Origin of the sequence: Micromonospora sp. NPDC005215, assembly GCF_040607915.1 — a bacterium.
Classification (GTDB): Bacteria; Actinomycetota; Actinomycetes; order Mycobacteriales; family Micromonosporaceae; genus Micromonospora.
On sequence record NZ_JBEXHQ010000079.1, the window covers coordinates 1 to 22245 of the forward strand.

General features: G+C 69.1%; 16 protein-coding genes and 1 pseudogene. 5 read left to right on the forward strand and 12 right to left on the reverse strand.

The window, feature by feature from the left end:
• Positions 1 to 127 precede the first annotated feature (127 nt).
• Positions 128 to 1699, reverse strand: coding sequence for a polysaccharide lyase family 1 protein (locus ABZU25_RS33150; protein WP_355033304.1), 1572 nt, complete (start codon positions 1697 to 1699; stop codon positions 128 to 130).
• A gap of 305 nt (positions 1700 to 2004) precedes the next feature.
• Here ABZU25_RS33150 and ABZU25_RS33155 point away from each other — a divergent pair, with 305 nt between their 5' ends.
• Positions 2005 to 2616: a hypothetical protein gene (locus ABZU25_RS33155; RefSeq protein WP_355033305.1), complete on the forward strand. Its 612-nt coding sequence runs from the start codon at positions 2005 to 2007 to the stop codon at positions 2614 to 2616.
• A 61-nt stretch (positions 2617 to 2677) separates the two neighbouring features.
• On the opposite strand, the gene ABZU25_RS33160 is transcribed toward ABZU25_RS33155, so the two are convergent.
• From ABZU25_RS33160 to ABZU25_RS33175, 4 genes are all read right to left on the reverse strand, one after another.
• Complete coding sequence (locus ABZU25_RS33160) at positions 2678 to 3757, reverse strand: hypothetical protein (protein WP_355033306.1); 1080 nt, start codon at positions 3755 to 3757, stop codon at positions 2678 to 2680.
• Between the two features lie 62 nt (positions 3758 to 3819).
• Positions 3820 to 4452, reverse strand: coding sequence for a hypothetical protein (locus ABZU25_RS33165; RefSeq protein ID WP_355033307.1), 633 nt, complete (start codon positions 4450 to 4452; stop codon positions 3820 to 3822).
• Positions 4453 to 4479: 27 nt separating this feature from the next.
• Positions 4480 to 6900 carry a family 43 glycosylhydrolase gene (locus tag ABZU25_RS33170; protein WP_355033308.1) on the reverse strand — a complete coding sequence of 807 codons (2421 nt, stop codon included), beginning with the start codon at positions 6898 to 6900 and terminating at the stop codon, positions 4480 to 4482.
• Positions 6901 to 7092: 192 nt separating this feature from the next.
• Positions 7093 to 9645 (reverse strand): family 43 glycosylhydrolase, encoded by a 2553-nt coding sequence (locus ABZU25_RS33175; protein WP_355033309.1) that lies wholly within the window; start codon positions 9643 to 9645, stop codon positions 7093 to 7095.
• A 358-nt stretch (positions 9646 to 10003) separates the two neighbouring features.
• Between ABZU25_RS33175 and ABZU25_RS33180 the strand changes: the two genes are divergently transcribed.
• Together ABZU25_RS33180 and ABZU25_RS33185 are read left to right on the forward strand one after the other, a co-directional pair.
• Positions 10004 to 11218 carry a hypothetical protein gene (locus ABZU25_RS33180; protein WP_355033310.1) on the forward strand — a complete coding sequence of 405 codons (1215 nt, stop codon included), beginning with the start codon at positions 10004 to 10006 and terminating at the stop codon, positions 11216 to 11218.
• Positions 11211 to 11792 (forward strand): hemerythrin domain-containing protein, encoded by a 582-nt coding sequence (locus ABZU25_RS33185; RefSeq protein ID WP_355033311.1) that lies wholly within the window; start codon positions 11211 to 11213, stop codon positions 11790 to 11792. The genes ABZU25_RS33180 and ABZU25_RS33185 overlap by 8 nt, the downstream gene beginning before the upstream one ends.
• 85 nt (positions 11793 to 11877) lie before the next feature.
• Here the strand turns inward: ABZU25_RS33185 and ABZU25_RS33190 are convergent, their stop codons facing one another.
• The 5 genes from ABZU25_RS33190 to ABZU25_RS33210 form a co-directional block, all read right to left on the reverse strand.
• Positions 11878 to 12591 carry a GAF and ANTAR domain-containing protein gene (locus ABZU25_RS33190; protein ID WP_355033312.1) on the reverse strand — a complete coding sequence of 238 codons (714 nt, stop codon included), beginning with the start codon at positions 12589 to 12591 and terminating at the stop codon, positions 11878 to 11880.
• Between the two features lie 174 nt (positions 12592 to 12765).
• Complete coding sequence (locus ABZU25_RS33195; RefSeq protein ID WP_355033313.1) at positions 12766 to 13920, reverse strand: serine hydrolase domain-containing protein; 1155 nt, start codon at positions 13918 to 13920, stop codon at positions 12766 to 12768.
• A 3-nt stretch (positions 13921 to 13923) separates the two neighbouring features.
• Positions 13924 to 14748, reverse strand: a complete 825-nt coding sequence (locus ABZU25_RS33200; protein WP_355033314.1) for a carbohydrate ABC transporter permease — start codon at positions 14746 to 14748, stop codon at positions 13924 to 13926.
• Complete coding sequence (locus ABZU25_RS33205; protein WP_355033315.1) at positions 14745 to 15698, reverse strand: sugar ABC transporter permease; 954 nt, start codon at positions 15696 to 15698, stop codon at positions 14745 to 14747. The genes ABZU25_RS33200 and ABZU25_RS33205 overlap by 4 nt, the downstream gene beginning before the upstream one ends.
• On the reverse strand, positions 15695 to 17050 hold the full coding sequence (locus ABZU25_RS33210; RefSeq protein WP_355033316.1) for an extracellular solute-binding protein: 1356 nt from the start codon (positions 17048 to 17050) through the stop codon (positions 15695 to 15697). Before ABZU25_RS33210 ends, ABZU25_RS33205 begins: the two co-directional genes overlap by 4 nt.
• A gap of 371 nt (positions 17051 to 17421) precedes the next feature.
• Here ABZU25_RS33210 and ABZU25_RS33215 point away from each other — a divergent pair, with 371 nt between their 5' ends.
• Positions 17422 to 18447: a LacI family DNA-binding transcriptional regulator gene (locus tag ABZU25_RS33215; protein WP_355033317.1), complete on the forward strand. Its 1026-nt coding sequence runs from the start codon at positions 17422 to 17424 to the stop codon at positions 18445 to 18447.
• A gap of 67 nt (positions 18448 to 18514) precedes the next feature.
• Entirely contained in the window at positions 18515 to 19468 is a 954-nt protein-coding gene (locus ABZU25_RS33220) for a family 43 glycosylhydrolase (protein ID WP_355033318.1), read from the forward strand.
• Between the two features lie 133 nt (positions 19469 to 19601).
• On the opposite strand, the gene ABZU25_RS33225 is transcribed toward ABZU25_RS33220, so the two are convergent.
• On the reverse strand, positions 19602 to 21998 hold the full coding sequence (locus tag ABZU25_RS33225; RefSeq protein WP_355033319.1) for a ricin-type beta-trefoil lectin domain protein: 2397 nt from the start codon (positions 21996 to 21998) through the stop codon (positions 19602 to 19604).
• Positions 21999 to 22040: 42 nt separating this feature from the next.
• Positions 22041 to 22245: pseudogene (locus tag ABZU25_RS33230) on the reverse strand (sugar phosphate isomerase/epimerase); the annotation flags it as partial.

The window sequence follows — 22245 nt, forward strand, 5'->3', positions numbered from 1 at the left end:
GGGCCCACTTTGTGTGGTGCGGTTGTGGTTTATACTTCTGTGTTATGAATATGACTCAGAGGTATACCGCTCACTACCGCATCCGCCCCCACGGAGGTGACCGACGGTCACCGCCGGCCGCCGGCTGCTAGCTGGCGTACGTCTCGAACTCGCCGACCCGCGGCGTACCACTCGAGCTATTGATCTTGAAGTTGATCTTGCTCAGGGCGGTTGAGGGGAAGGTGCTGGAGCCCGCCCCGCTACCGGAGGCCAGGACGGCACCGTTGTCGTTGTTGACGAGCTGCCAGGCTCCGATGGAGCCCTGGGTCCCCGACGGCTCACGGATGACCACCCGGGACACCCGGGTCGGGGAGCCCCACTTGATCGAGATCGTGCCCGTCGATCCGGCCGGCGACCAGTAGGTGCTGATGACGCCGTCCCGCACGTTGCCGTAGCTGGTTCCGCTGGCCTTGCTGGAGCCGTCGGCACCTGCGCCGAGGCTGAGGTTGGTCCCGCCGGCCGGGGGCGGGGTGGTCGTCGGAGGAGGCGAGGTGGGCGGGGGCGTGGTGGGCGGGGCGGTCGTCGGCGGGGCCGTGGTCGGCGGCGGACTCTGCGGAGAGCAACTGCCGTTCGACACCCGCAGACCCGTGTTGGCGCCCACCGTCTGCCGGACGATGTCCGGCACGCAGCTCGCCCCGTCGAGGCTGTACGGATACGGGATGCTGACCGTGGTGCTGGACGTCGGGTTCGGGCCGGCGGGGTAGTTCTCGCTGCCGGCGCTGGACCAGGTCACGTTGTCGAAGATGTTGCCGCTCACCTGCCAGTAGCCGCGCTGGTCGGTGTAGAAGGTGCCCAGCACGTCCTTGGAGTCGCGGAAGTAGTTGTTCTCCACCTTCGCCTTGGCACCGGCCCGGGAGTTGATGCCGGACTCGTGCAGGCTCACGTAGTGGTTGTTGTAGATGTGGGCCGTGCCGCCGCGCAGCAACGGCGTACGGGAGTCGATGTTCTCGTACAGGTTGTGGTGGTAGGTGATGAAGCCGTTCGAGAGGTCGCTCTCGCTGGAGCCGACGAGGCCGCCGCGACCGGAGTTGCGCAGGATGCTGTAGGACAGGGTCACGTACTGGGTGTTGTCCTTCATGTCGAAGAGGCCGTCGTACCCCTCGGACTCCCCGCCCGACGCCTCCAGTGTGACGTGGTCGACCCAGACGTTGCGGACCGTGCTCTCCATGCCGATGGCGTCTCCACCGTTGGAGGTGGGCGAGCCGGACTTCTTGACGTTCCGGACTGTGACGTTCTGGATGATGATGTTGCTGGAGTCGCGGATGTGGATGCCGAGCTGGTCGAACAGCGCTCCGCTACCGACCCCGATGATGGTGACGTTGCTGATCTGCTTGAGTTCGATCACGCCGTCCGCGGTGTTGCAGCTCGACCCGGACACCTTGCTGGTGTTGCCGTGGTTGATGGTCCCGGTGACCTCGATGGTGATCGGGGTGCTGCTGCTGGGGCGACCGCACAGCGCCGCGTGGATCGCGGTGCCCGTGGTGGCCCGTACCGTCTGGCCACCCGCGCCGCCGGTGGTTCCGCCGTTCTGGGTGGCGTAGCCGGTGGCGCTGCCGGCCGCCGCCGATGCCTGGGGCGTCGGCAGAGCCACCCCGACCGCGATTCCCACGGCTGCTGTGGCCAGTGCTGCCTGAAGTCGCAACGCGACTGGTCGTCTCATCTCGCCTCGCTTCACATTCGTGTGGCCCTCGCGACGCACAGCGACGACCGTCGCGACCGGCCGTACCACGCGCGTCTTTGACATTGGCGGCGGTCAATCACTGTGCCGCCTTCGACACCCACGAGACCCTGGTGAGCGCGGTGGAGCGTCGCACATCAACCACCCTCTGGCGGCATGCACGAAATGCGATCATCCGGTCTCACGGCTGAAACATCGATGTGACGCAATGGTAGGAAAGCGTTTTCCCTCAAGGCAAGGCTTGGCGCTTGCAGGTTTGTTGCAGAGCCCACGGGAGGGGTCACGGAATGGGTTGGGACGGCGACAACCTCGGTGTCCAGCTCGCCGCCGACATCCCGGCGACCGCCTGGCTACAGCCGCAGTGGACCGGCACCTCCGAGGACGTCATCGTCCTGGCACCCCAGCACCAGCGGGTCGGCGGGGCCGCCGAGGCGGATCTGCTGATCAAGCTGCTCGACCAGTTCGTCGGTGAGTTCGCGGTGGACACCCGCCGGGTGTACGCGACAACTGTCTCGTACGGCTCCCAACTGCTCTGGGCGGCGTTCGCCAAGCGGCCGGACCTGTTCGCCGGCGGCCTGGTGACCGGTGGGTTCCCGGTCAACGCCACGCAGGCGACCGCCATCGCGGCGGCCGAGGTGCCGCTGTGGATCACGCATGGTGAGCACGACCACCTGCTCAACGTCTCGGGTGCGCGCAACTCCACGACGCTGCTGCGGCAGGCGTACGAGGCCCGGGGCAAGAGCCCGGAGCAGGCCGCCGACGTCGTCCGCTACACCGAGTATGCCGACGCCGCGTTCTCGTTGCCGGACTACCACGCGGCGTTCGGCCCGACCTACGAGGACGGCACCATCCTGCGCTGGCTCCTCGGCCAGGCCAAGCCCGCCGCCGCTGGCAACTGACGGTGCGGGACCGGGCGACACCTCGCCATGATCCGGCGGCGCGATCCAAGCGCGCGGTGGATCATCGGGAGGCGTCGCCCGGGTCGGGCTCAGCACCAGCGGACGCACCGCCGACGAGGACCGAGTCCTGGGCTTCCTGCCGGCCTTCCTGCCGGGCGCGGGCGAGCAGCCCGGCCAGCCGACGCCGCCGGTGCCGGAGCACCGCCCGCAGGCCCAGGAGCAGAGCGGCGACGAGACACAGGAGCGCGAGCTGCGCCCACGGCACGGCCCAGGTGGTGACGGTGGCGGACGCCTGCCGCAACTCGGCGCCGGCCTGAGCGTCACCGAGCACTGTCGGTGACGTACTGACGGTCGTCCGGACGCGGCCCAGCGTCCAGACACCGGCGGCGCGGGTCTCGATCTGCCGCCTGCCGCCCGGAAGCAGCTCCTCAACCTGACTGGTGGCGTCGTGGTCGGTCCGGCCGGGCAGGTCGGACACCGCGACGCGGCTCGTCCCGCTGACCCAGACATTGCCGTCGTTCTCCACCGTGTAACGGACCCGGACAGTGCCGCCGGCGAAGGGATTCCACGACGAGGTGTACGTCGCGCTGACGTCCCGGACGGACAGCGCGGCCTGGACGGACCCGTTGACCCGGACCATGACCCGGAAACCCACTCGGCTCTCGACGTTGACAGTGCCACCGGTGCTGGTGACGGTCGCCGCGATGCCGGCCGGGTGGTCCCCCGGCGCTGCACCCGTGGGCACCGTGATCGTGAACGGCACCACCCTCGTCTCGTCGGGGCCGACGGTGACCTTCTCCTGCACGTCGATCCAGGTGCCCCCGTCGACGGAGGGGCGGTCGGACGAGAGCATGTTGAAGCGACCCTTGTCGGTGAGGTAGCCGTCGGCGGCCTTCAGGGAGAAGGCGACAGCGTTCCGGCTGAAGTTGCGGACCGCCAGGTGCTCGGTCACGACCTGCCCCGGGTCGAGGCTGGCGTTGATCCACCGGCGTTGGTCGGGGCCGCTCGGGCTGGCCGGCTGGACCGTCCAGGTCAGGGCCTTCGGGTCTGGTTCCGCCGCCGCCACGGCCGGCGCGGCCGTCACCGCGAGGGTCACGACGGCGAGGACGGTGAGCACCCGGCGCAGCGGGGAGACGGTCATGACGATGGGGCCCTTCAGCAGGGGGGTGTGGCGGGGGCCCGATCCGGGCCCCCGCCACATCACTACTCGAACAGGGAGAGCGTGAGCGTCGAGCTGTACTCGCCGGCGGCGACCTCCGCCGGAGTACGCAGGTACAGGTCGGCGTTGACGGAGTACGAGTCGCTGGCGACGGCCTCGGAGTCGAAGGCCGAGACCAGCAACTCCTGGTCGACGAGGCCGACGTTGTTGCCCGGCACTGTGGCCTCGTCCAGCGCGGTCACCACCTCCTCGCCCTCGGTGACCAGGCCGGTCTCCCCGCCGTCGAGCAGGCGGGGCTTCCAGCCGAAGTGGTCGGCGGTGATCGGCGCCTGGCCGGAGCTGCCCGCGAAGTTGGTAGCGCTGCCGAGCACCGCCCAGCTGGCCCCGTCGGGCACCTCGTCGGCGACGCGGGTGTCGGTGACCGTCACCGTCGGCAGCGTACCGACGAACTGGCGGACCAGCAGGGTCGAGCCGTCCTCGGACAGCGCGACGGCGTCACCGGCGATGGACAGGGCGAGGACGCCCGGTTCCCTGATCTCGTCGATGTCGACAGTGACCCGCACGCTGGCGTCGTCGCCGGGCTCGGCCAGCGCGGGCGACGGCAGCACCGCGGCCCCGGCCAGCACCGCGCCGACGGCACCGGCCGCGAGCATCCGCCGCCGTTTGTCTGTGTTCATCTGGTCTCCGTTCTCAGCCATGAAGGGTTATCCGCCGCAGGTGCCGGCGGGATGTTGCACGGTGCGGACGGTCGTCACGGCCTGTCCGCCGACCGCCCCGGTCACCAGGACCGTCGCCGAACCCGCCGGCACCGAGACGGCACGCGTGTTGAACGACTGGTACGCGTTCGCGCCCGGCGCGACGGCCGCGAACGAACGCTCGCCGTACGGGGTCTCCAAGGCGATCCCCACCGGCGTGTCATTGTCGTTGCGCGCCTGCACGGCCACGTAGACCTTGCCCCCCACGCACCGCGCCGACGCGGTGACCGTGACGGGCAGTTCGAGGGTGGCCGCCTGGAAGGCCCAGTTGTCGATCTCGAGGAGGTCGACGGCCGCCGGGCCGGTGTAGGTGAAGTAGACGTCGTGTACGCCGCTGACGCCTTCGAGTTCGGCGGTCACCTCGGCCCACTGGCCGACCGGTGAGTCGACCGCGACCGTGCCGACAACGGGACCGGTGGCGGTGTCCAGCCGGACCTGGATCTGCCCGCCGGAAGCGAGCGCTCGCACCTTCGCGGTCACGCTCTGCGCGCCGTTGTCGCCGAAGTCCACCGAGGACAGCGCGGTCCAGTCGCCGTTGTCGACGTCCCGGACCACCAGGTTCGGTGCGGCGCCGCCGAACTGGGCGGAGCTGCCGTCGACCTTCGTGGTCGCGACGCCCTTGCTCCAGCCGAGGGTCTCGGCCTCGAAGACGCGGTACGGGTCGAAGTCGCGGACCTGGTCCACGCCGGCGTAGGTGCCGACGACCTGCTGGATCGTGCCGTCCGGGTTGAAGGCCAGCTCCTGGATGTGCGGGCTGCGGTAGCCCTGCGTCGTGTTGCCGTTGATGCGCTTGTTCAACGTCGGGGCGTGGTAGGTGAAGTAGTACCTGCCCTCGAACTCGAAGACCGACTGGTGGTTGTTGCCACCGGTGCCGGCCCCGAAGAACTGCGACTGGTTCGGGAAGAGCACGCCGGCGTAGGTCTCCTTCGGCCACGACATGGGGTTGTCGGAGATCAGGTAGCCGATCTGGCCACCCCCGGGGTAGCCGGGGAGCGGCTGCTGGCTGCCACCGAAGTCGTTCCCGCCGAAGTGCGACGAGTACGAGAAGTAGTACCTGCCCTCGCGCTTGAAGACGTGACCCGCCTCGAACGCGACAGGGGCGTCGACCACCGCTGCCGTTCCCTGGGTCGCGACCATGGTGTCGTCGAGTTCGATCGCCCGGATGTTCTTCGGGTTGTTGAAGCGCTCGGCCGGCGGCATGCTCGTCGACGCGGGGCCACCACCGAAGTAGAGGTACGGCTGGCCGTCGTCGTCCACGAACGGGGCCGGGTCGAACTTCCAGGCGACGTCCTCGGCACCGGGGGTGCTGCCGTTGATCAGCGTGCTGGTGCGCTCGCTGGTCCACGGGCCGAGCGGCGACGCACCCGTGATCACGTTGCTGGAACCGCCACCGTTGGCGTAGTAGAGGAAGAATTTCTCCTGACCGTTCACCACCTTCTTGGTGATGCCCGGCGCCCACGAGTTGGTGGTGAAGGGCGCCACCCCGTTCGGGCCGGCGACCTGGATCTCACCGTGGTCGGTCCAGTTCACGAGGTCCGCCGAGGAGATCACCGTGATCTGGTTGATGTCTCCGTAGTTGATCCCCGGCGAGACGCCCGTGGCCGGGTTCGGGGCGTAGCCCTGCGTGTCGTTGGTCATGTACATGTACACCCGGCCGTCGTGCACGAGGCCGAAGCCGTCGGCGCCGAACTTGTGCCCGATCAACGGGTTGTGCTCCCCGGGCAGCTTTCCGACGACCTCGATCGTCTTCGACGCCGGCGCGGGCGGCGCGGCGCCGACCACCGACACGTCGTCGAGCGTGAAGTCCATGAGGTGCAGGTCCGGGTCCGTGGCCGGGGTGGCCGTCCACGGGGTCTCGAAGAACAGGCGTGCCGTCGACACGGTCTGCCCCGCCGGGATCGTGAACGTCCCGTTGAACTGCGCCCACTGACCCTTCGTCGCCGTCACGCTGACCAGGTTGGTGTAGGTGCCGCCGCCGTAGTGCATGGTGGCGAAGAACTGCTTGGTGGCCGGTCCGCTCGGGTTCTCGTACCTGATGCGGGCCGTCAGGGTGTAGGCCTGACCGGCCTGCACCTTGCCGCTGAGGTCCTGCATCGGCCCGGATCCGGTCGTCGTCCGGCCGGTCACGAGCGCGGCGTTCGAGCCCGAGTAGGCATTCGAGGTGGCCGACAACTGGGCGCCGTCGGAGGCGTTTCCGTTGTTGACGAACCAGCTGGCCAGGCCGTCCTCGAACCCGCCGTTGACGATGAGATTCGTGTCGGCGGCCTGGACCGGCGCCGCCCCGGTGACGAACCCTGCGGCCAGCATCAGGCCGACCGTCGCGATCGCTGCGACCCGTCCTCGGGTCGCGCGTCGCATTCGTTGTGCCACGAGACATCCTCCTTCATCTCTGACGTGCGGTCATCGGTGTACGGGGGATCGGTGGTGGGTGGTCCGGACATCAGGGGTCGACCGTCGCCACCGGCTCGACCGCGGCCGGCGGCGCGGGACAGGTCCGCTGTTCCGCGCCGCACGGCCGGTCGCCGGTGGTGCTCGTCGGTGAGCCGAGGGCTCGTGGTGGGGTTATCCGCCGCAGGTGGTGGCGGGGTGCTGCGCCGTGCGGACGGTGGTCACGTCCCGGCCACCGATCGCCCCGGTGACCCGGACGGTCGCCGAACCGGCCGGCACCGCCGCCGCCCGCGTGTGGAACGACTGGTAGACGTTCGCCCCCGGCGCCACTGTCGCGAACGACCGGTTCCCGTACGGGGTCTCCACTGTGATCCCGACCGGTCCGTCCGAGTCGTTGCGTGCCTGCACCGCGACGTACGCCTTGCCAGCCAGACACCGCACCTGGGCGGTGACCGTGACCGGCAGTGCCGCGAGCACGCCGAGCCGGGCCAGTTGGTAGCTGAGTGCTCGCTCCGGGGCGTCGATCTGGTTCTGGGTGCCGAACCGTCCGGCCCGCGCGGACGTCGCCGCCGCGAGTGCGGACCGCGTCGCGGCCCAGGCGTCGGCCGGGTAGTGGCGGGCGTGGAGCGTCTGCGCGTGGGCGATCGCCGCGTCGAGGGCTGTGGTGTCGAGCGGTCGGGACTGCGCGGTCAGCGTGTCGCTGAGCAGGTAGTGATCGAAGTCGACGCTGCCGCCGGTCTCCTGGGTGGCGTAGGTGAACAGACCGACCCGGTGACCCATGAAGTGCGCGAGGCTGCCATCCAGCGCCTGCGGGCCGACGCGGCTGCCCAGCCGGGTCCACGTCAACCCGTCCAGGCTGTAGTAGAACGTCGTCCACAGTTGGCCGACCGGCGAGGAGAAGTCGAGGTCCGCTTTCACGTGCACCTCGGTCGCGTCACCCAACGCCACTGTCGTGCCCGCCACGAAGGTCTCCAACGTCGACTGGTCGAGGTCGACAGCGAACGGCTGCGACCGGTTGACCACGCCGAGGGTGTTGACACCACCGACGCGTTTGACCGCCACGTACGAGAACCCGCGGTTGTAGGCGGCCAGACCAGCGACGTCCCCGTTCTTCATGGCGGAGATGTCCATCCGGGTCTCCACCGACTGCCGTGGCCCGAACGTCCGCTGCGAGAGGGTGTTGCGGGCCTCCTCGAACCAGGCCAGCTCGGCGCGGTTGGACAGCTTCGTGTAGACGTACTGGCCGGTGACCACCTTGCCGGCGGTCAACCGCAGCCAACCCTCGCGGTCGGTGAGCGACCAGTACCGGTTGTCCGGTGCGTGGTTCCACTCCCACGCCAGGTCCAGTCGCGACCCGTTGGGGGCGACCTCCGCCGGGTCGAGCGGCGCCGGGATCGTCCACTGCTCGTCCTGGTACGCCTTTGCTGGGGCGTCGTTGGCGAAGTCGTCCGAGGCGACGATGCTCTTCTGGCGCTCGAAGACCTCCTCGGCCGGACTGAGCTGGATCGGCTTGTCGAACACGCCGTTGACCGGCACGAGCCCGTTGGTGCCGAAGGTCGGCCACCCGTCCTGCCAGGTGGCGGGGATGAGCGCCGGGATCCGCCCGATCGGGAACGTGTCGCGGAAGAACATGCCGTGCCAGTCGGTTCGGCCGTCGGCACGGCTGATCGGCACCAGGCTGCCCTGCGCGAAGCCGTTGGAGTTGAGCACGCCGCGCGCCTCGTAGGTGTTGACTCCGCCGGCCGAGGTGTAGCGCCCGAGCAGGTCCTTCGACCGGAACATCACGACCTGGCGTCCCTGCCCCGACGGCCAGGTGATGATGACGGCGTAGTACCAGCCGTCGATGTGGTAGACCTGCGCGCCCTCGAACAGCCCGCCGATGAACGGCTGCCCGGCGTAGTTGTTCGCGGTGAAGATGTTCGGGTAGTCCTGCGCGATGGCCGTCAGGTCGGCGTTGAGGCGTACCGCGCTGGTGCCGCCGGAGCCGTAGAAGATGTACGGCGTGCCGTCGACGTCGAAGAAGAGCGACGGGTCGTGCAGTCCACGGCCGAGGGCGGTGCGTTGCCACGAGCCGTTCTCGATGTCGTCGGTGCGGTAGAGGTACGCCCCGTTGAGGTTGTTGGTGTTGAAGACGGCGTAGAACATGCCGTCGCGGTAGCGCAGCGACGACGCCCACTGGCCCTGGCCGTACGAGTTCTGGCCGTTGCGCAGCGAGAACGAGTCGCCGATGCTCGCCCGGTCGAAGACGTAGTTGACGATCTCCCAGTTGACGAGGTCGTACGACTTCATGATCGGCGCGCCTGGGCTCAGGTGCATCGTCGTGCTGATCATGTAGTAGGTGTCGCGGCCCTCGTCGTTCTCGGCGGCGGGCACCCGCTCGACGCTGATGTCCGGCACGTCGGCGTTGAGCAGCGGCACCGAGTAGGTGCCGGCGCCGGTGTCGGTCGAGGTGTACGACGAGCGGGGCGTCCACGCCTCGGCGGCGTGTGCGGCGGAGGGTGTGGCCACCAGGCTCGCACCGAGGAGAACGGCGATGGATGCGAGCGTGCGCACCGGGCCGGGCTGACGGGTGTGGACTGTGGATCCGAGCCGGGTCACAGCGTTGGCGAGGTGGTCGAGCACGGCGTTCAGGCTGGTCGGCAGGGATCTGCGGGTGAGGCTGGATGCTCGCAGGCGGATCGACACGGCCAAGGTGGACTCCAGACGCGAGAGCGGCGTGAAGGCCATCGTGTTATCGCTAACAATGCCTGTCAAGAGCATCAATGAAACCTGCCCGAAGTATCCCCGTAACACCGCGTACCCGGCCGGACGGGGTGTTTCACGTCGCCGTACCCGGGTAGCAGGACTGTCGGGTCAAGACGGGCGCCCTCCAGTGGCCAGCCCTGCCCGGCGAACGCCGCGGCGGGCAGCCACCCTCATCGAGGGCGGAGACCGCAGTGACCGACAAGCATTCCCCTCTCCCGGCAACGGCGCGCCCGCCGCTGGCCCTGATCGTGCTGGGCCCGCTCGCCCGGCCCCCGCCGACGCGATGACGCGCAGACCGAATCGCCGAGCACGGCCCACATTTTCCAGCCGAAGGAGAGACATGTTCAACCCACTGGATCACAAGGGCATCGCCCTGGAGAACCAGATCCGCAACTGGCGCGAGCTGAACGTCGAGCCGATCGATCCGGAGGCGGTCGACCCGTACACCCGGTGCCGGATCATCACCATGAACGGCATCGAGGTGGAGGCGATCAACTTCCAGCACCAGTTCGCCCGCAACTGCCCGGACCAGGAGGTACGCCGGCAGCTCGCCTACGTGCGGTACGTGGAGAGTCAGCAGCAGCGGGTGGTGAACTGGCTGCTGCCCGGCGTGGCGAGCGTGCTGGAGACGACCCTCGGCTACGAGCAGGTCGCTGTCGACCTCACCGCCTGGGTGGCCCGGCACGAACCCGACGACTACCTGCGGCAGGCGTACGAGTTCGGCGTGCTGGAGGACTTCGACCACCTGTACCGCTACGCCAACCTGTACGAGATGATCGAGCGCCGCAAGGCGGAGAAGATCGTCGACGGCCTCACCGAGGTGATGCCGGGCCGGCCCACAGTGCAGGAGCACCGGCACCCGTTCGACGAGGTCCGCACCCCGTACGACCGCAACTCCGTCGACCCGCGCTCGAAGCTGCACGCGTTGACGATCCTCTCGGCCGAGCAGCAGGTGATGTTCTACTACATGAACGTCGGCCCGCAGTACATGGAACCGATCGCCCGCCAGCTCTACCAGGAGATCAGCCTGATCGAGCAGGAACACGTCACCCACTACGAGTCCCTCGTGGACCCGGGCGAGACCTGGTGGGAGCGGCTGCTCACGCACGAGTACAACGAGTGCTGGCTCTACTACTCGTTCCTGCAACAGGAGAGCGACCCCCGGATCAAGGCGGTCTGGGAGCTGCACCTGCAGATGGAGTTGGCCCACCTGCAGCAGGCCGCCGACCTGCTGCGCCGCCACGACGGCCGGGAACCCGAGGAGATCGTCGGCAGCGCCGGCCTGCCCGAGCCGCTGACCTTCGAACCCAACAAGGACTACCTGCGCCACCTGCTGGCCACCCAGGTCGACCTGACCAAGCTCGGCGAGGGCTACGTCACCGAGGCGCACGAGCGGTTCGAGTGGATGCAGCAGCAACTGCACGACGGCCAGCAGCCCCCCAGCGAGCAGGTCGTCGACATGCACCGCGAGCGCTTCGGCGACGAGTACCGCATCGAGACCGAAGGACCGCACCCGGTCGAGGGGCTGCGCACGCGGGGAGGCAGCCATGCCTGACTCCGACGCCCCGGCCACCCCCGGCCCCGACGAGGACGTCGTCTCCCTGCTGCTCGCCCAGCACGCCCGGATCGAGCAGCTCTTCCTGCTGGTCATCGGCAGCACCGGCGACACCCGCCGGGACGCCTTCGACGACCTCGTCAAACTCCTCGCCGCACACGAAACCGCCGAGGAGGAGGTCGTCCACCCGCTCGCCAGGACCCTGCCCGGCGGGGGCGGCGACGCGATGGTCGACGAACGGCTCGCCGAGGAACGGCAGGCCAAGGAGACGCTGAAGACCTTGATCTCCGGTGGTGTCGACGCCGACGGCTTCGACACCGGCATCATCCTGCTGCGGGACGCCGTACTCACCCACGCCCGCTACGAGGAACGCTACGAGTTCCCCCAGCTGCGCCAGCACGTACCGGCCGACCGGCTGCGTACCCTCGCCGGCGCCGTCCGGGCCGCGGAGGCCACCGCGCCGACCCGGCCGCATCCCAGCACCCAGTCGGCGACGGGCAACCTGGCCGTGGGTCCCGCGCTGGCGGTCATCGATCGGGTCCGCGACGCCGTGCGGAAGCCCTCGGACAGCTGACCCCGGACGGCGTCGCCGCACCTCGATGGTCCACGGGCCGCCCATGCTGACGCACGGGCGGCCCGTGCATGGTCAGCTCCGACACTCACACACGACTGCTCTGCACCGCCCTGGCGACCAGGGCCGCGGCGACATCGCGCACCTTGCGGTTGGTGTCCTGAGAGATCTTCGTCAGCAGCGCGAACGCCGCTTCGGGTGAACAACGCCGCTCCCCCATGATGATCCCCTTTGCCTGCTCGATCACCGCCCGGTTCCGCATCGCCTCCCGCATCTGCTCGGCGAGGGTGGCGGCGTTGTCGTACGTGTGGGCGTTGGCCAGCGCCACCGCCGCGTACGCGCCGAAGTGCTCAGCGACCGTGATCGCTTGTGGATCGAAGGCATTCGCCGAGCCGCCGTAGACGTTGAGCGTGCCCACCAGCGACTGCTGGATCGGCAGCCCGATCGACAGTGAACTACCCACCCCCGCGGTGCGCGCCCGCTGCGCCCACTCCGGCCAGCGCTGCTCGACCGCCATGTCCGGCACCAGGACCGTGCCACCGCTGACGGAGGCGTCCAGGCACGGGCCCCGCTGCTGCTCGTACTGCCACTCGTCCAGTTCGCGGGCCAGCCCGCTGGTGAACGCGGCGGTCCACCCGGCCCGACCCCGGACCAGGGTGACCGAGACGTCCCGAGCGCCGGGAACGCTTCGATTGGCCAGCGTGGCGACCCGATGCAGCATGTCGTCGAGGGTGATCTCGTCAAGTCTGATCCGGCCCAGCTCGGCCAACGCGTCGGCGGGGTCCGCTCTCGGCTGCGTCATCACATGGTCCTTGTCGGCGGCCGGCGCGGGCCGGCAGGGAAAAGGGACGAACAGGCAGCCACCCCGTCGGGCACTGGCAGCATCCCACCGGACCGACCGCCGTCGACTCCCTCCCTACCCCCTGCGGCATCGCCGCACACCGCGACCCGTCGCTGGTGGCGCTGGCCGGACGCCTCAGTCGTCGAGGCAGGCGTGGACGGCGGCGGTGAGCCTGTTGGCCCGCTCGTCGCCCATCCCGCGCATCTGGTTGACCACGTACCCGAACCCGACCTGATGCCGGGCGTCAGCGAAGGCCAGGTTCCCGCCGGCACCGTCATGGCCGAAGCTGCGCTCGCCGAGCAGCGGCCGGGCCGGCGGAGAGTGCAGCAGGAAGCCGCTGCCCCAGCGCTGGCCGGTGTCCGGTGGGCCGTGTCGCTGCTGGCCCCGGGCACGGACGACGACCGCGTCGTCCACCGACGCGCCACTGAGCAGAGGCCCATCCCCGATGTCGGACACGCAGGCCGCGTAGAGACGCGCCAGACCCTCCGCGGTGCTCACCGCGCCCGCACCCGGGATGCCGGCGGCCTGGATCGCCGGGTCGTTGAAGCTGACCAGTCCGTTGGCGTCGGCGGGAAAGGCGAAGGCGCCGCCCATGGTGATGCCGCGTTCGGCGACGGGATCGACGAACGGATCAGCCTCCGGGGGTGGCGCCAGGCCCCAGGCGACGGTGTCGCGTTCGGTGGCGGGAAGGCCGAGCCAGGTACGCAGACCCAGCGGGTGAGCGACGGTGTCGTGGAAGAACGCGCCGGGCAGCTGGCCGGTGACGCGGCGGATCACCTCGCCGACCAGCCAACCGTAGGTCATCGAGTGGTAGCCGTGCGCGGTGCCCGGCTGCCACAACGGTGCCTGCGCCTCGATCACCTTGATGACCGGGTCCCACGCGAGCACCTCGTCGAGGGTCAGGCTCCGGTCCAGGGCGGGCAGGCCGGCCTGGTGCGTGAGCAGCCAGCGCACGGGGATGTCGGCTTTACCGTGCTGGCCGAACTCCGGCCAGTAGCGGGTCACCGGGGCGTCGAGATCGAGCCGGCCCTGCTGGACAAGCAGGTAGGCGCAGATCGCCAGGATGCCCTTGGTACAGGAGAAGACGACGACCGGAGTACGCGCGTCCCAGGCGCGCCCGGTCCGGGGGTCGGCGACCCCGCCGTACAGGTCGACGACCTTGCGTCCCCCCAGATAGACGGCGACCGCGGCGCCGACCTCTCCACGCGTGGCGAAGTTGTCGCGGAAGACGTCGGCGACGCGCCCGAAGCGATCGTCGACCTCGCCGTGGATCTGCGGCTGTGTGACCACTGCCTACCCCTTCACTGATCCCTGGATCAGGGCCTTGATGAACTGTCGCTGGAAGATCAGGAACACGATGAGCGTGGGGGTGAGGATCAGCAGCGACCCGGCGCACAGCAGCACCAGGTCGGTGCCCCACTGGCCCTGGAACGCGCCGAGCGCCCCGGCCATTGTGCGTTTGGTGGCGTCGTCGACGAGGACGATGGCGAGGAGGAACTGGTTCCACGTCCAGAGGAACATCAGGATCGTCAGCGAGGCGATCGCCGGCCGGGCGAGCGGCACCTGGACCCGCCAGAACAACTGCCACGTGCTGCTGCCGTCCACCCGGGCCGCCTCGGACAACTCGACCGGCACGTTTGAGAAGTGCGCGCGCATCCAGAACACCGCGAACGGCATGTACAGGCCGATCAGCGGCAGGATGATGGCCCAGCGCGTGTTGAGCAGACCGAGGTCCTGCATCTGGTAGTAGAGCGGCGTGACCACGGCCTCGAACGGCAGGGTCAGACCGAGCAGGAAGAGGCCGAAGACGAGTCGGCCACCGGGCACCCGCAGCTGACCGAGCCCGAAGCCGGCCATCGTCGCGATGAGCACCGACACCGGTACGACACCTGCCACGATGAGCAGGCTGGAGCGGAGCAGCGCCCCCATGTTCGCGGCGGTGAAGGCGTCGGCGAAGTTCCCCCACTGCGGGTCGGAGGGCCACTCGAGGCCGCTGGGCACGGTGCCGCGGGGCTGCAACGCCGCCGAGAGCATGCTCACGAACGGCAGCAGGGTGACGACGATCAGGGCGATCAGGAAGACACGGCCGGTCACCTGTTCGCGTCGACTCAGGTTCACGGCTTCTCCCCTCGGCTCAGACGCTGGATCGGTAGGACACATGCCAGCACCAGCAGCATGAGCACGACAGCGAGCGCCGAGGCGAGCCCCACCTGCCGCTGTGAGAAGGCCAGCCGGTAGATCTCCAGGCCCGGCACTGTGGTCTGGAGGCCGGGGCCACCGCTTGTGGAGATGTAGACGATGTCGAAGCTCGCCAGCGCCGCGATGATCGTCACGGTGAGGCAGACGCCGATCTCCTGACGCAGGCTGGGCAGGGTCACCGCGAGGAACTCGCGAACCGGACCGGCACCGTCCAGGCGGGCGGCCTCGTACAACGCCGGATCGATCTTGCTCATGCCGGTGACAAGCAGAATCGTGCAGAGGCCGAGCAGAACCCAGGCCCCGATGACGCCGACGGCAGGCAGCGCCGTGTCGAAGTCGCCGAGCCAGGCGCGGGCGACGCCACCGAGCCCGACCGCACGCAGCGCCTGGTTGACCAGACCGTTCGACGAGAGCAGCCAACTCCACGCGATGCCCGCCGCCACCAGGGGGATGACCTGCGGCAGGAACAGGATGGTACGGACGACGGTGCCGAACGCGCCGGTGGTGATCCGCCGAACCATGCTCGCCACCAACAGCCCGAGCGCGACGGGGATGAAGCTGAAGAAGACGATCAGGACGATCGCGTTGCCGATGATTTTCAGCAGGTCGCTGTCGGTGAAGACGGTGAGGTAGTTGTCCAGGCCCACCCAGCGGGCCACCCCGATCCCGTTCCAGTCGTAGAGCGAGTACTGAAGCGTCAGGGCGAGCGGGCGCAGGACGAACACCGCGTACATCACCAGGGCGGGCAGGACGTACAACCAGCCGGTCCCGGCCGCGCGGGCCCACCGAGATCGGTGGGCCCGCGTGGGGGTGGGACGGACGCGACGATCGTCCCGCCCGGTTGGTGCGCTGCCGAGGGCAGACGTCATCGGGACAGTTCCTTCTGGTACTCGGCCTGGACCGCCTTCACGTACCCCTCGGGCGTCTGCTGGCCGGCGATCAGCTTCTGCATCTCCGGGGTGATCGCGGCGGCGAAGATGCCGCCGGTCGCGTTCGCTGTGAAGTCCACCGCCCCGTTCTCCGCGCCGAGCTGCTGCGACGCCTTCAGGGTTTCGGCGAGCACGGTGTTCGGGGCGGCGGCCGCCACCGGCAGGTCACTCGGGCCGCCGGGGCTGGAGCCGCCGACGGTCACCGAGATCTCACGGGCCTTGGCGTTGGTGTGGACCCAGTTCAGGAAGTACGCGGCGGCGTCCGGGTTCTTGGCCTTGGCGGAGACGCCGAAGGTGTTGGGGGCGGACATCGCCACGTGCTTTCCACCGGGAGACTCGGTGGGGAAGAGGAAGAAGCCGACGTTGCCGGGCATCGACTTGTCGAGGTTGGCCGACTCCCAGTCGCCGTTGAACATGAACAGGCCGTTGCCCTTCTGGAACTCCCCGACCATGCCCGCGTAGTCCAGGGCGTTGGCGTCCTTGGTGAAGTAGCCGGCCTGCGCCCACTTCTGGATGGTCTGGGTGGCCTTCAGGGCGGCCGGGGTGTCGAACGCGGCCCCCGGCTTCTGGAAGATCCAGTCGGCGACCTGGGTCGGGTCGCCGAACTGGTTCTGCAGCGCCTGGTGCGGGAAGTTGATGCCCGCGGTGTTCTTGTTGAACTGCATGATCGGCTGGACCCCGCCGGTCTTCGCCTTGGCCAGCAGCTCCTCGAACTCGGCGACAGTGGCCGGCGGCTGGGTCATGCCGATCTGGCTGGCCAGCTTCTTGTTGTAGAAGACGCCGGTGACGCTGTAGCCGAGCCCCATCCCGTACAGCGAGCCGGTGCCCCGGGTGTTCTCGCCAACCCGCAGCTGCACGAGCTGCGAGGCGGGGAACTTGTCCCAGCCGTACGCGGTGAAGTACGGGTCGAGGTTTTTGAGCAGGTCGTCCTTGACCAGGTCGACCATGGTCGGGAGCCGGATGATGTCGGGCGAGTTGTCCGAGGCCATCACCCGGGGCGCGTTCTCCACGATCACCGTGAACTGGTCCTCGCGGATGTTGAACGTGACGTTCGAGTGCTGCTTGGAGAACTCGTCGGCCAACGCCTTGGCCAGCGGGAAGCCGGTCTCCGCGTACATCTCCAGGGTGATCGGAGCGGTCCCGAGGTCGGTCTTGACGGCGGTGTCGGACTGCGGGGCGGACGAACGGTCCTCCCCGGGCGCGCTACAGGCCGTCGCGGTCATTCCGATCGCCAACAGCGATGCGATGAGCACCGTTCGCCGGCGCGGAACCCGTGTCAGCAATTGTTCCATTTTATGACTCCTCGACATCTCCACGCGTCCCGCGACCCATGGCCGCGCGACGGCTCCACCGGGACCCCGCAGCCGGGTGGCAGCCACGCCGCGTACGTCGTGACCAATCCTCCCGAGCGCAGCACCCGGACCGTCAGCACATGCATCCGGCACGGCTACCGAAGGTGCCTTTGGATGCACCAGAAGTGGCCGCTAAACTGATTTAGCAGAGCATGCGCGTGGCATCGGAAGCTGTCAAGGACAACTTGGCAACGGTGCGGAAACGTCGAGTTCACACCACGCCTGGCATGACCGCCGGTGGACCTCTGGTCGCGACGCATCATGATGGGCAGGAGCGGCGCCCGTGGCACCGCGCCTGATTCGGAGGACTGATGGGCAGCAACAGAGCCACCCTGGCCGATGTCGCACGCAGAGCCGGGCTGTCCAAGACCGCAGCGTCGATGGTGCTCAACGGCCGCGAGGGCACCCGACTCTCGGCCGAGGCGCACCAGCGCGTGTTCGCCGCCGCCGAGGAACTCGGCTACCGGCCCAACCTCGCCGCCCGCAGCCTGCGCACCCGCAAGACGGCCACCATCGCGTTCGTCTCCGACATCGTCGCCACCACCCGGTTCGCCGGTGGCCTCATCCGCGGCGCGCTCGACGCGGCCCGCGAACGGGACCACGTGCTGCTCATCACCGAGACGCAGGGTGACGCCACCTTCGAGCAGTACGCCATCGAGGCGGTGCTCGACCGGCAGGTCGACGGGGTGATCTACGCGGCCATGGCCACCCGACGCCTGACGGTGCCCCCGGCCATCCTCGGTGGTCCGGTGGTGTTGCTCAACGCCACGAGCCCCGACGGCCTGCCCAGCGTGCTTCCCGACGACGACCGGGCCGGCCGCGCCGTCGCCAGCGCCCTGCTCGAACTCGGCCACCGCGACGCGATCGCACTGATCGGCCGAAACCGACTCAAGGAGGACGACCCGGAGGTCTCACTGGCCGCCCGGGCGCGTCTGCACGGCATCCAGCAGGTGCTGAGCGACGCCGACGTCACCCTCCTGGCCGAATGCTTCTGCGCCGAGTGGCTGCCCGAGCACGGCTACGCCGCCATGCGGACCCTCCTGAGCAGGCCGCAGCGACCCAGCGCGATCATCTGCATGAACGACCGGCTGGCGTTCGGCGCGTACCAGGCACTCGGCGAGGCGGGGCTGAGCGTCCCCGAGGACATTTCGGTGATCTCGTTCGACGACGACCCGATCGCCGCCTGGCTGCGTCCGAGCCTGGCCACCACGGCGCTGCCGCACGAGCAGATGGGACGCCGGGCGGTCGAGCTGCTCCTGGACGGTGGCGCCACCGTCCCGTCGCTCGTGTCGATGCCCCTGCGGCGGCGACGTTCCCTCGCGCCGCCGGCCGGGTGACCACGGCCAGGCCGCCCACAGGCTGACACGTCCCGCTGCTAAAACGGTTTAGTGCTAGGTTTCGGCAATGCTTCGTCTACCCGACCACTGGGTGTGGGACAGCTGGTACGCGCGGGACGACAACGGCCTCTGGCACGTGTTCTTCCTGCGCGCGTCCCGCGCCCTGCACGACCCGCACCGCCGCCACCGCCGAGCCGCGATCGGCCACGCCGTCTCGGCCGATCTGCACTCCTGGCGGCTGGTCGCCGACGCCGTGGTCCCCGCCGACACGCCCAGCTGGGACGACCTGGCGACCTGGACGGGCTGCACGGTCCGCGGACCGGACGGACGCTGGTACCTCTTCTACACCGGTGTCAGCCGCGCCGAGGACGGGCTCGTCCAACGCATCGGACTTGCCGTCTCCGACGACCTGATCACCTGGCACCGGCACGGCACCGAGCCGATCGTCCAGGCCGACCCGACCTGGTACGAGCTGCTCGACAAGGACCAGTGGTACGAACAGGCCTGGCGTGATCCGTGGGTGTTTCCCGACCCCGGTGGCGAGGGCTGGCACATGCTCGTCACCGCGCGCGCCAACACCGGGCCGGCGCACACCCGTGGCGTGGTCGGCCACGCCACCTCCACCGACCTCGTCACCTGGACCGTTGCCCCACCGCTGTCGACACCGGCCGGGTTCGGTCACCTCGAGGTGCCCCAGGTCGCCGTCATCGACGGGCAGCCGCTGCTGTTGTTCTCCGCCGAGGCCACCGGCGACGCCCGGCGCGACGACCAACGGATCTGGGTGGCGACCGGCGACTCGGTCCTCGGCCCGTGGGACATCGCGTCCGCCCGGCCGTTCCCGCACCCGCACCTGTACGCGCCCCGGCTGGTCCCCGGACCCGGTGACGGCTGGTCACTCATCGGGTTCCTCGACCATGTCGACGAGGTGTTCGTCGGGGAAATCACCGACCCCGTTCCGGTGCGCTACCGGGCGTCCTCCGGGCTGGTCGTGGACGCGGCGAGGACGCTCGCCGCGACGTGACACCGCCCGTGCCGGGAGCCAGGCTCCCGAGCACCTAATCGAGCCGTTGCCGGCAGGTCGAAGGCCCGTAACCGCGCGAGTCCGGGCTGGGGCGACACGCCCCAGCCCGGACCCGTTGCTGCCCGCGGTTACGTCAGCTGCGTACCTGCCACCGCTGGTTGGTGCCGCTGCCACAGGCCCAGAGGATCAACTTCGTGCCGTTCGCCGTCGCGGCGCCGTTCGCGTCGAGGCAGAGACCCGACTGCACGCTGGTGATCGTGCCGTTGGAGTTGATGTTCCACTGCTGGTTGGCCTGACCGTTGCAGTCCCAGATCACCACGGCGGTGCCGTTGCTGGTGCCCTGGCCGGAGGCGTCCAGGCACTTGGTGCCGTAGACCATGAGCTGCCGGCTCGCGGTCTGGGTCCACCGCTGGTTGGCGGCCCCGCTGATGCAGTCCCAGATCTGGGCCTGCGTGCCGTTTGTCGTGCTGGAGTTGCCGATCTCGGCACAGCGGCCGGACTGGACGCCCACGATCTGCACGTTCTGCGGATTGGTGCTGCCGCCGCTCTGCACGCCGGCCGTGTTGATCACCGTCTGCGCGCCGGACGGCCAACTGCCGTTGGTGACCGTGACGTTGCCGTTGACGACGTTGCCGCGATCACCGTTTGTCACGTTCGTGCCGCTGCTGCTCGCCCAGTTGTTGGTGACCGTGAAGTTACCCATGTTCTCCGCGTAGTAGTAGTTCGCGGTGGCCCAGGTGCCGATGGAGGAGAACACGTTGTTGCGGGCGGTGTAGTAGCGGGAGCCCTCGTCGAAGTAGAGCCCGAACCAGCCGTTGGTCCGCAGGCAGTAGTTCTCGCTGATGAGCCCGCCCGGGTTCGCCGAGAGCGTGTAGATACACCCGCCGTCGGTCATCTGTTGCATCACGTCGTGCACGTAGTTGCCGACCACCTGGTTGTTGGCCGCGGTGGTCGCCGTGGTGTACCGCGGCTGGTAGTTGTACAGGCCACGGTTGGCGTAGTGCTGGCTGCCGCCGGCGTCGTTGGCGCCCCAGCCGTAACCGACCGACAGGCCCGTGTACGGCATGTTGTAGACCTCGTTGTGCGAGACCAGCGAGGTGTTCACGTACGTGGTCAGGATCGAGACGACGCCCCGGTACTCCAGTCCGAGATCGTGCACCCGGTTGTTGCTGATGGTGACGTTGCGGTTGACCATCCGCTGGTCGCTCGGGTGGTGGGCGTCGGCGCGTACACCGCCCACCACGATGCCACCGGCGGAGTTGCGGGCGATCTCGGAGCGGGTGACGGTGATGTTGCTGGCGCCCAGTCCGACGCCGCTGGCGTGGGCGTTGGCGTCGTTGCCGATGCCGATGGCCGTCTGCCCCAGGTTGACGAACTGGGAGTCGCTGAAGGTGATGGTGTTGGCGGCGGAGACCTGCACGGCGGCCGGCATCTGTGCCCAGCTCGGGCGGGTGGCCTCGAACAGCGGGCAGCCCTCCTGGCAGGAGGTCAGCGCGTCGGACGGACGGGCCCAGGTGCCGACGATGTGCGCGCCGGTCTGCTGGTCGGCGAAGCCGTTGCTGCTGCTCGGGCCGAGCCAACTGGTGCCGGTGAAGGTGATCCCGCTGAACGAGATGTGGTGCGCGGGCGCGTCGTAGGTGCCGCCCACGTTCACCAGGGACTGCAACTGCGGCAGCTCCACGCTGACGCTGCTCATGTTCTGCCCGGCGAGCGGGATGTAGTTGAGCTGGCCGCTGCTGGGGTTGAGATACCACTCCCCCGCCGAGTCCAGGAACTCGTACGCGTTGGCCAGGTAGAACGGGCCGGCGCGGTGCGGGCGGGACAGGGTGTCGAACCCGAAGGTGTTGTTGTTCCAGGCGGGCTGCTGCATCGTCAGGAAGTTGCCGCTGATGCTCTGCACCGGCGAGTACCGGTCGGTGAACGAGCCGACGCTCTCCACCTCCACCCGGTTCTGGTTGCCGAGGTTGTTGAGGTAGTTCAGTGCGCTGTTGCTGAACCGCATACCGGAGGTGGTGAAGGTGAAGTCGGACCGGTTGACGGCGGTCCGCGCCCGGGTGGCGACGGCCCCGTTGACGTAGAGCTGACGGGAGTCGAGCCCGGCGGGAACGTTGGCCCGCCAGATGTTCTTCCCGGAGTCGACGAGCGACCAACCGGTGACCGCGCGGGCGCCGGTGATCGTCGGACGCGCCGAGGCGGCTGCCCGCCAGATCACCTGGTAGCCGTTGTTGCCGGAGTCGGCAGCGGTCAGCCGCATCGGCGACGAGAGCCGGTACGCACCGTCGGCCAACTCGACCACGATGTCACCGGACATCGCGCTGTTGGCTGCCCGGACCGCGGTCTGCGCGGCGGACAGCGAACACGGTTGGCTCGCCGAGCAGCTGGTGCCGGTGCCGGAGGGCGACGCATAGAGGGTGGTGGTGGCCGCGAGCGCGGGGGACGCCGAGGCGGTCACCGCGACCAGAGCGGTCAACGCTGACGCGGCGGCGCCGGCCAACAGTCGCCGCAGCGGTGGAATGGACGAGACGGACACGGGACGGTGCTCCTGACTCTAGAGGGGGGTGGCGGGCAGGGGTCACCCGAGGATCTCCCGGAGGTAGCGCAGGCCGTCCGTGGCGAGACGGTCCTGTGAGGGTGCCAACGGTCGCCAGATCGCCGCGGCGGTCGCGATGGTCTCGTTCTCTCCCGTGAACGACTCGATGCAGATCGGGCCCTGGTAACCGGTGTCCCGCAGGACGGTGAAGAACCGGGGCCAGTCGAAGTGGTCCGCACCGGGTGCG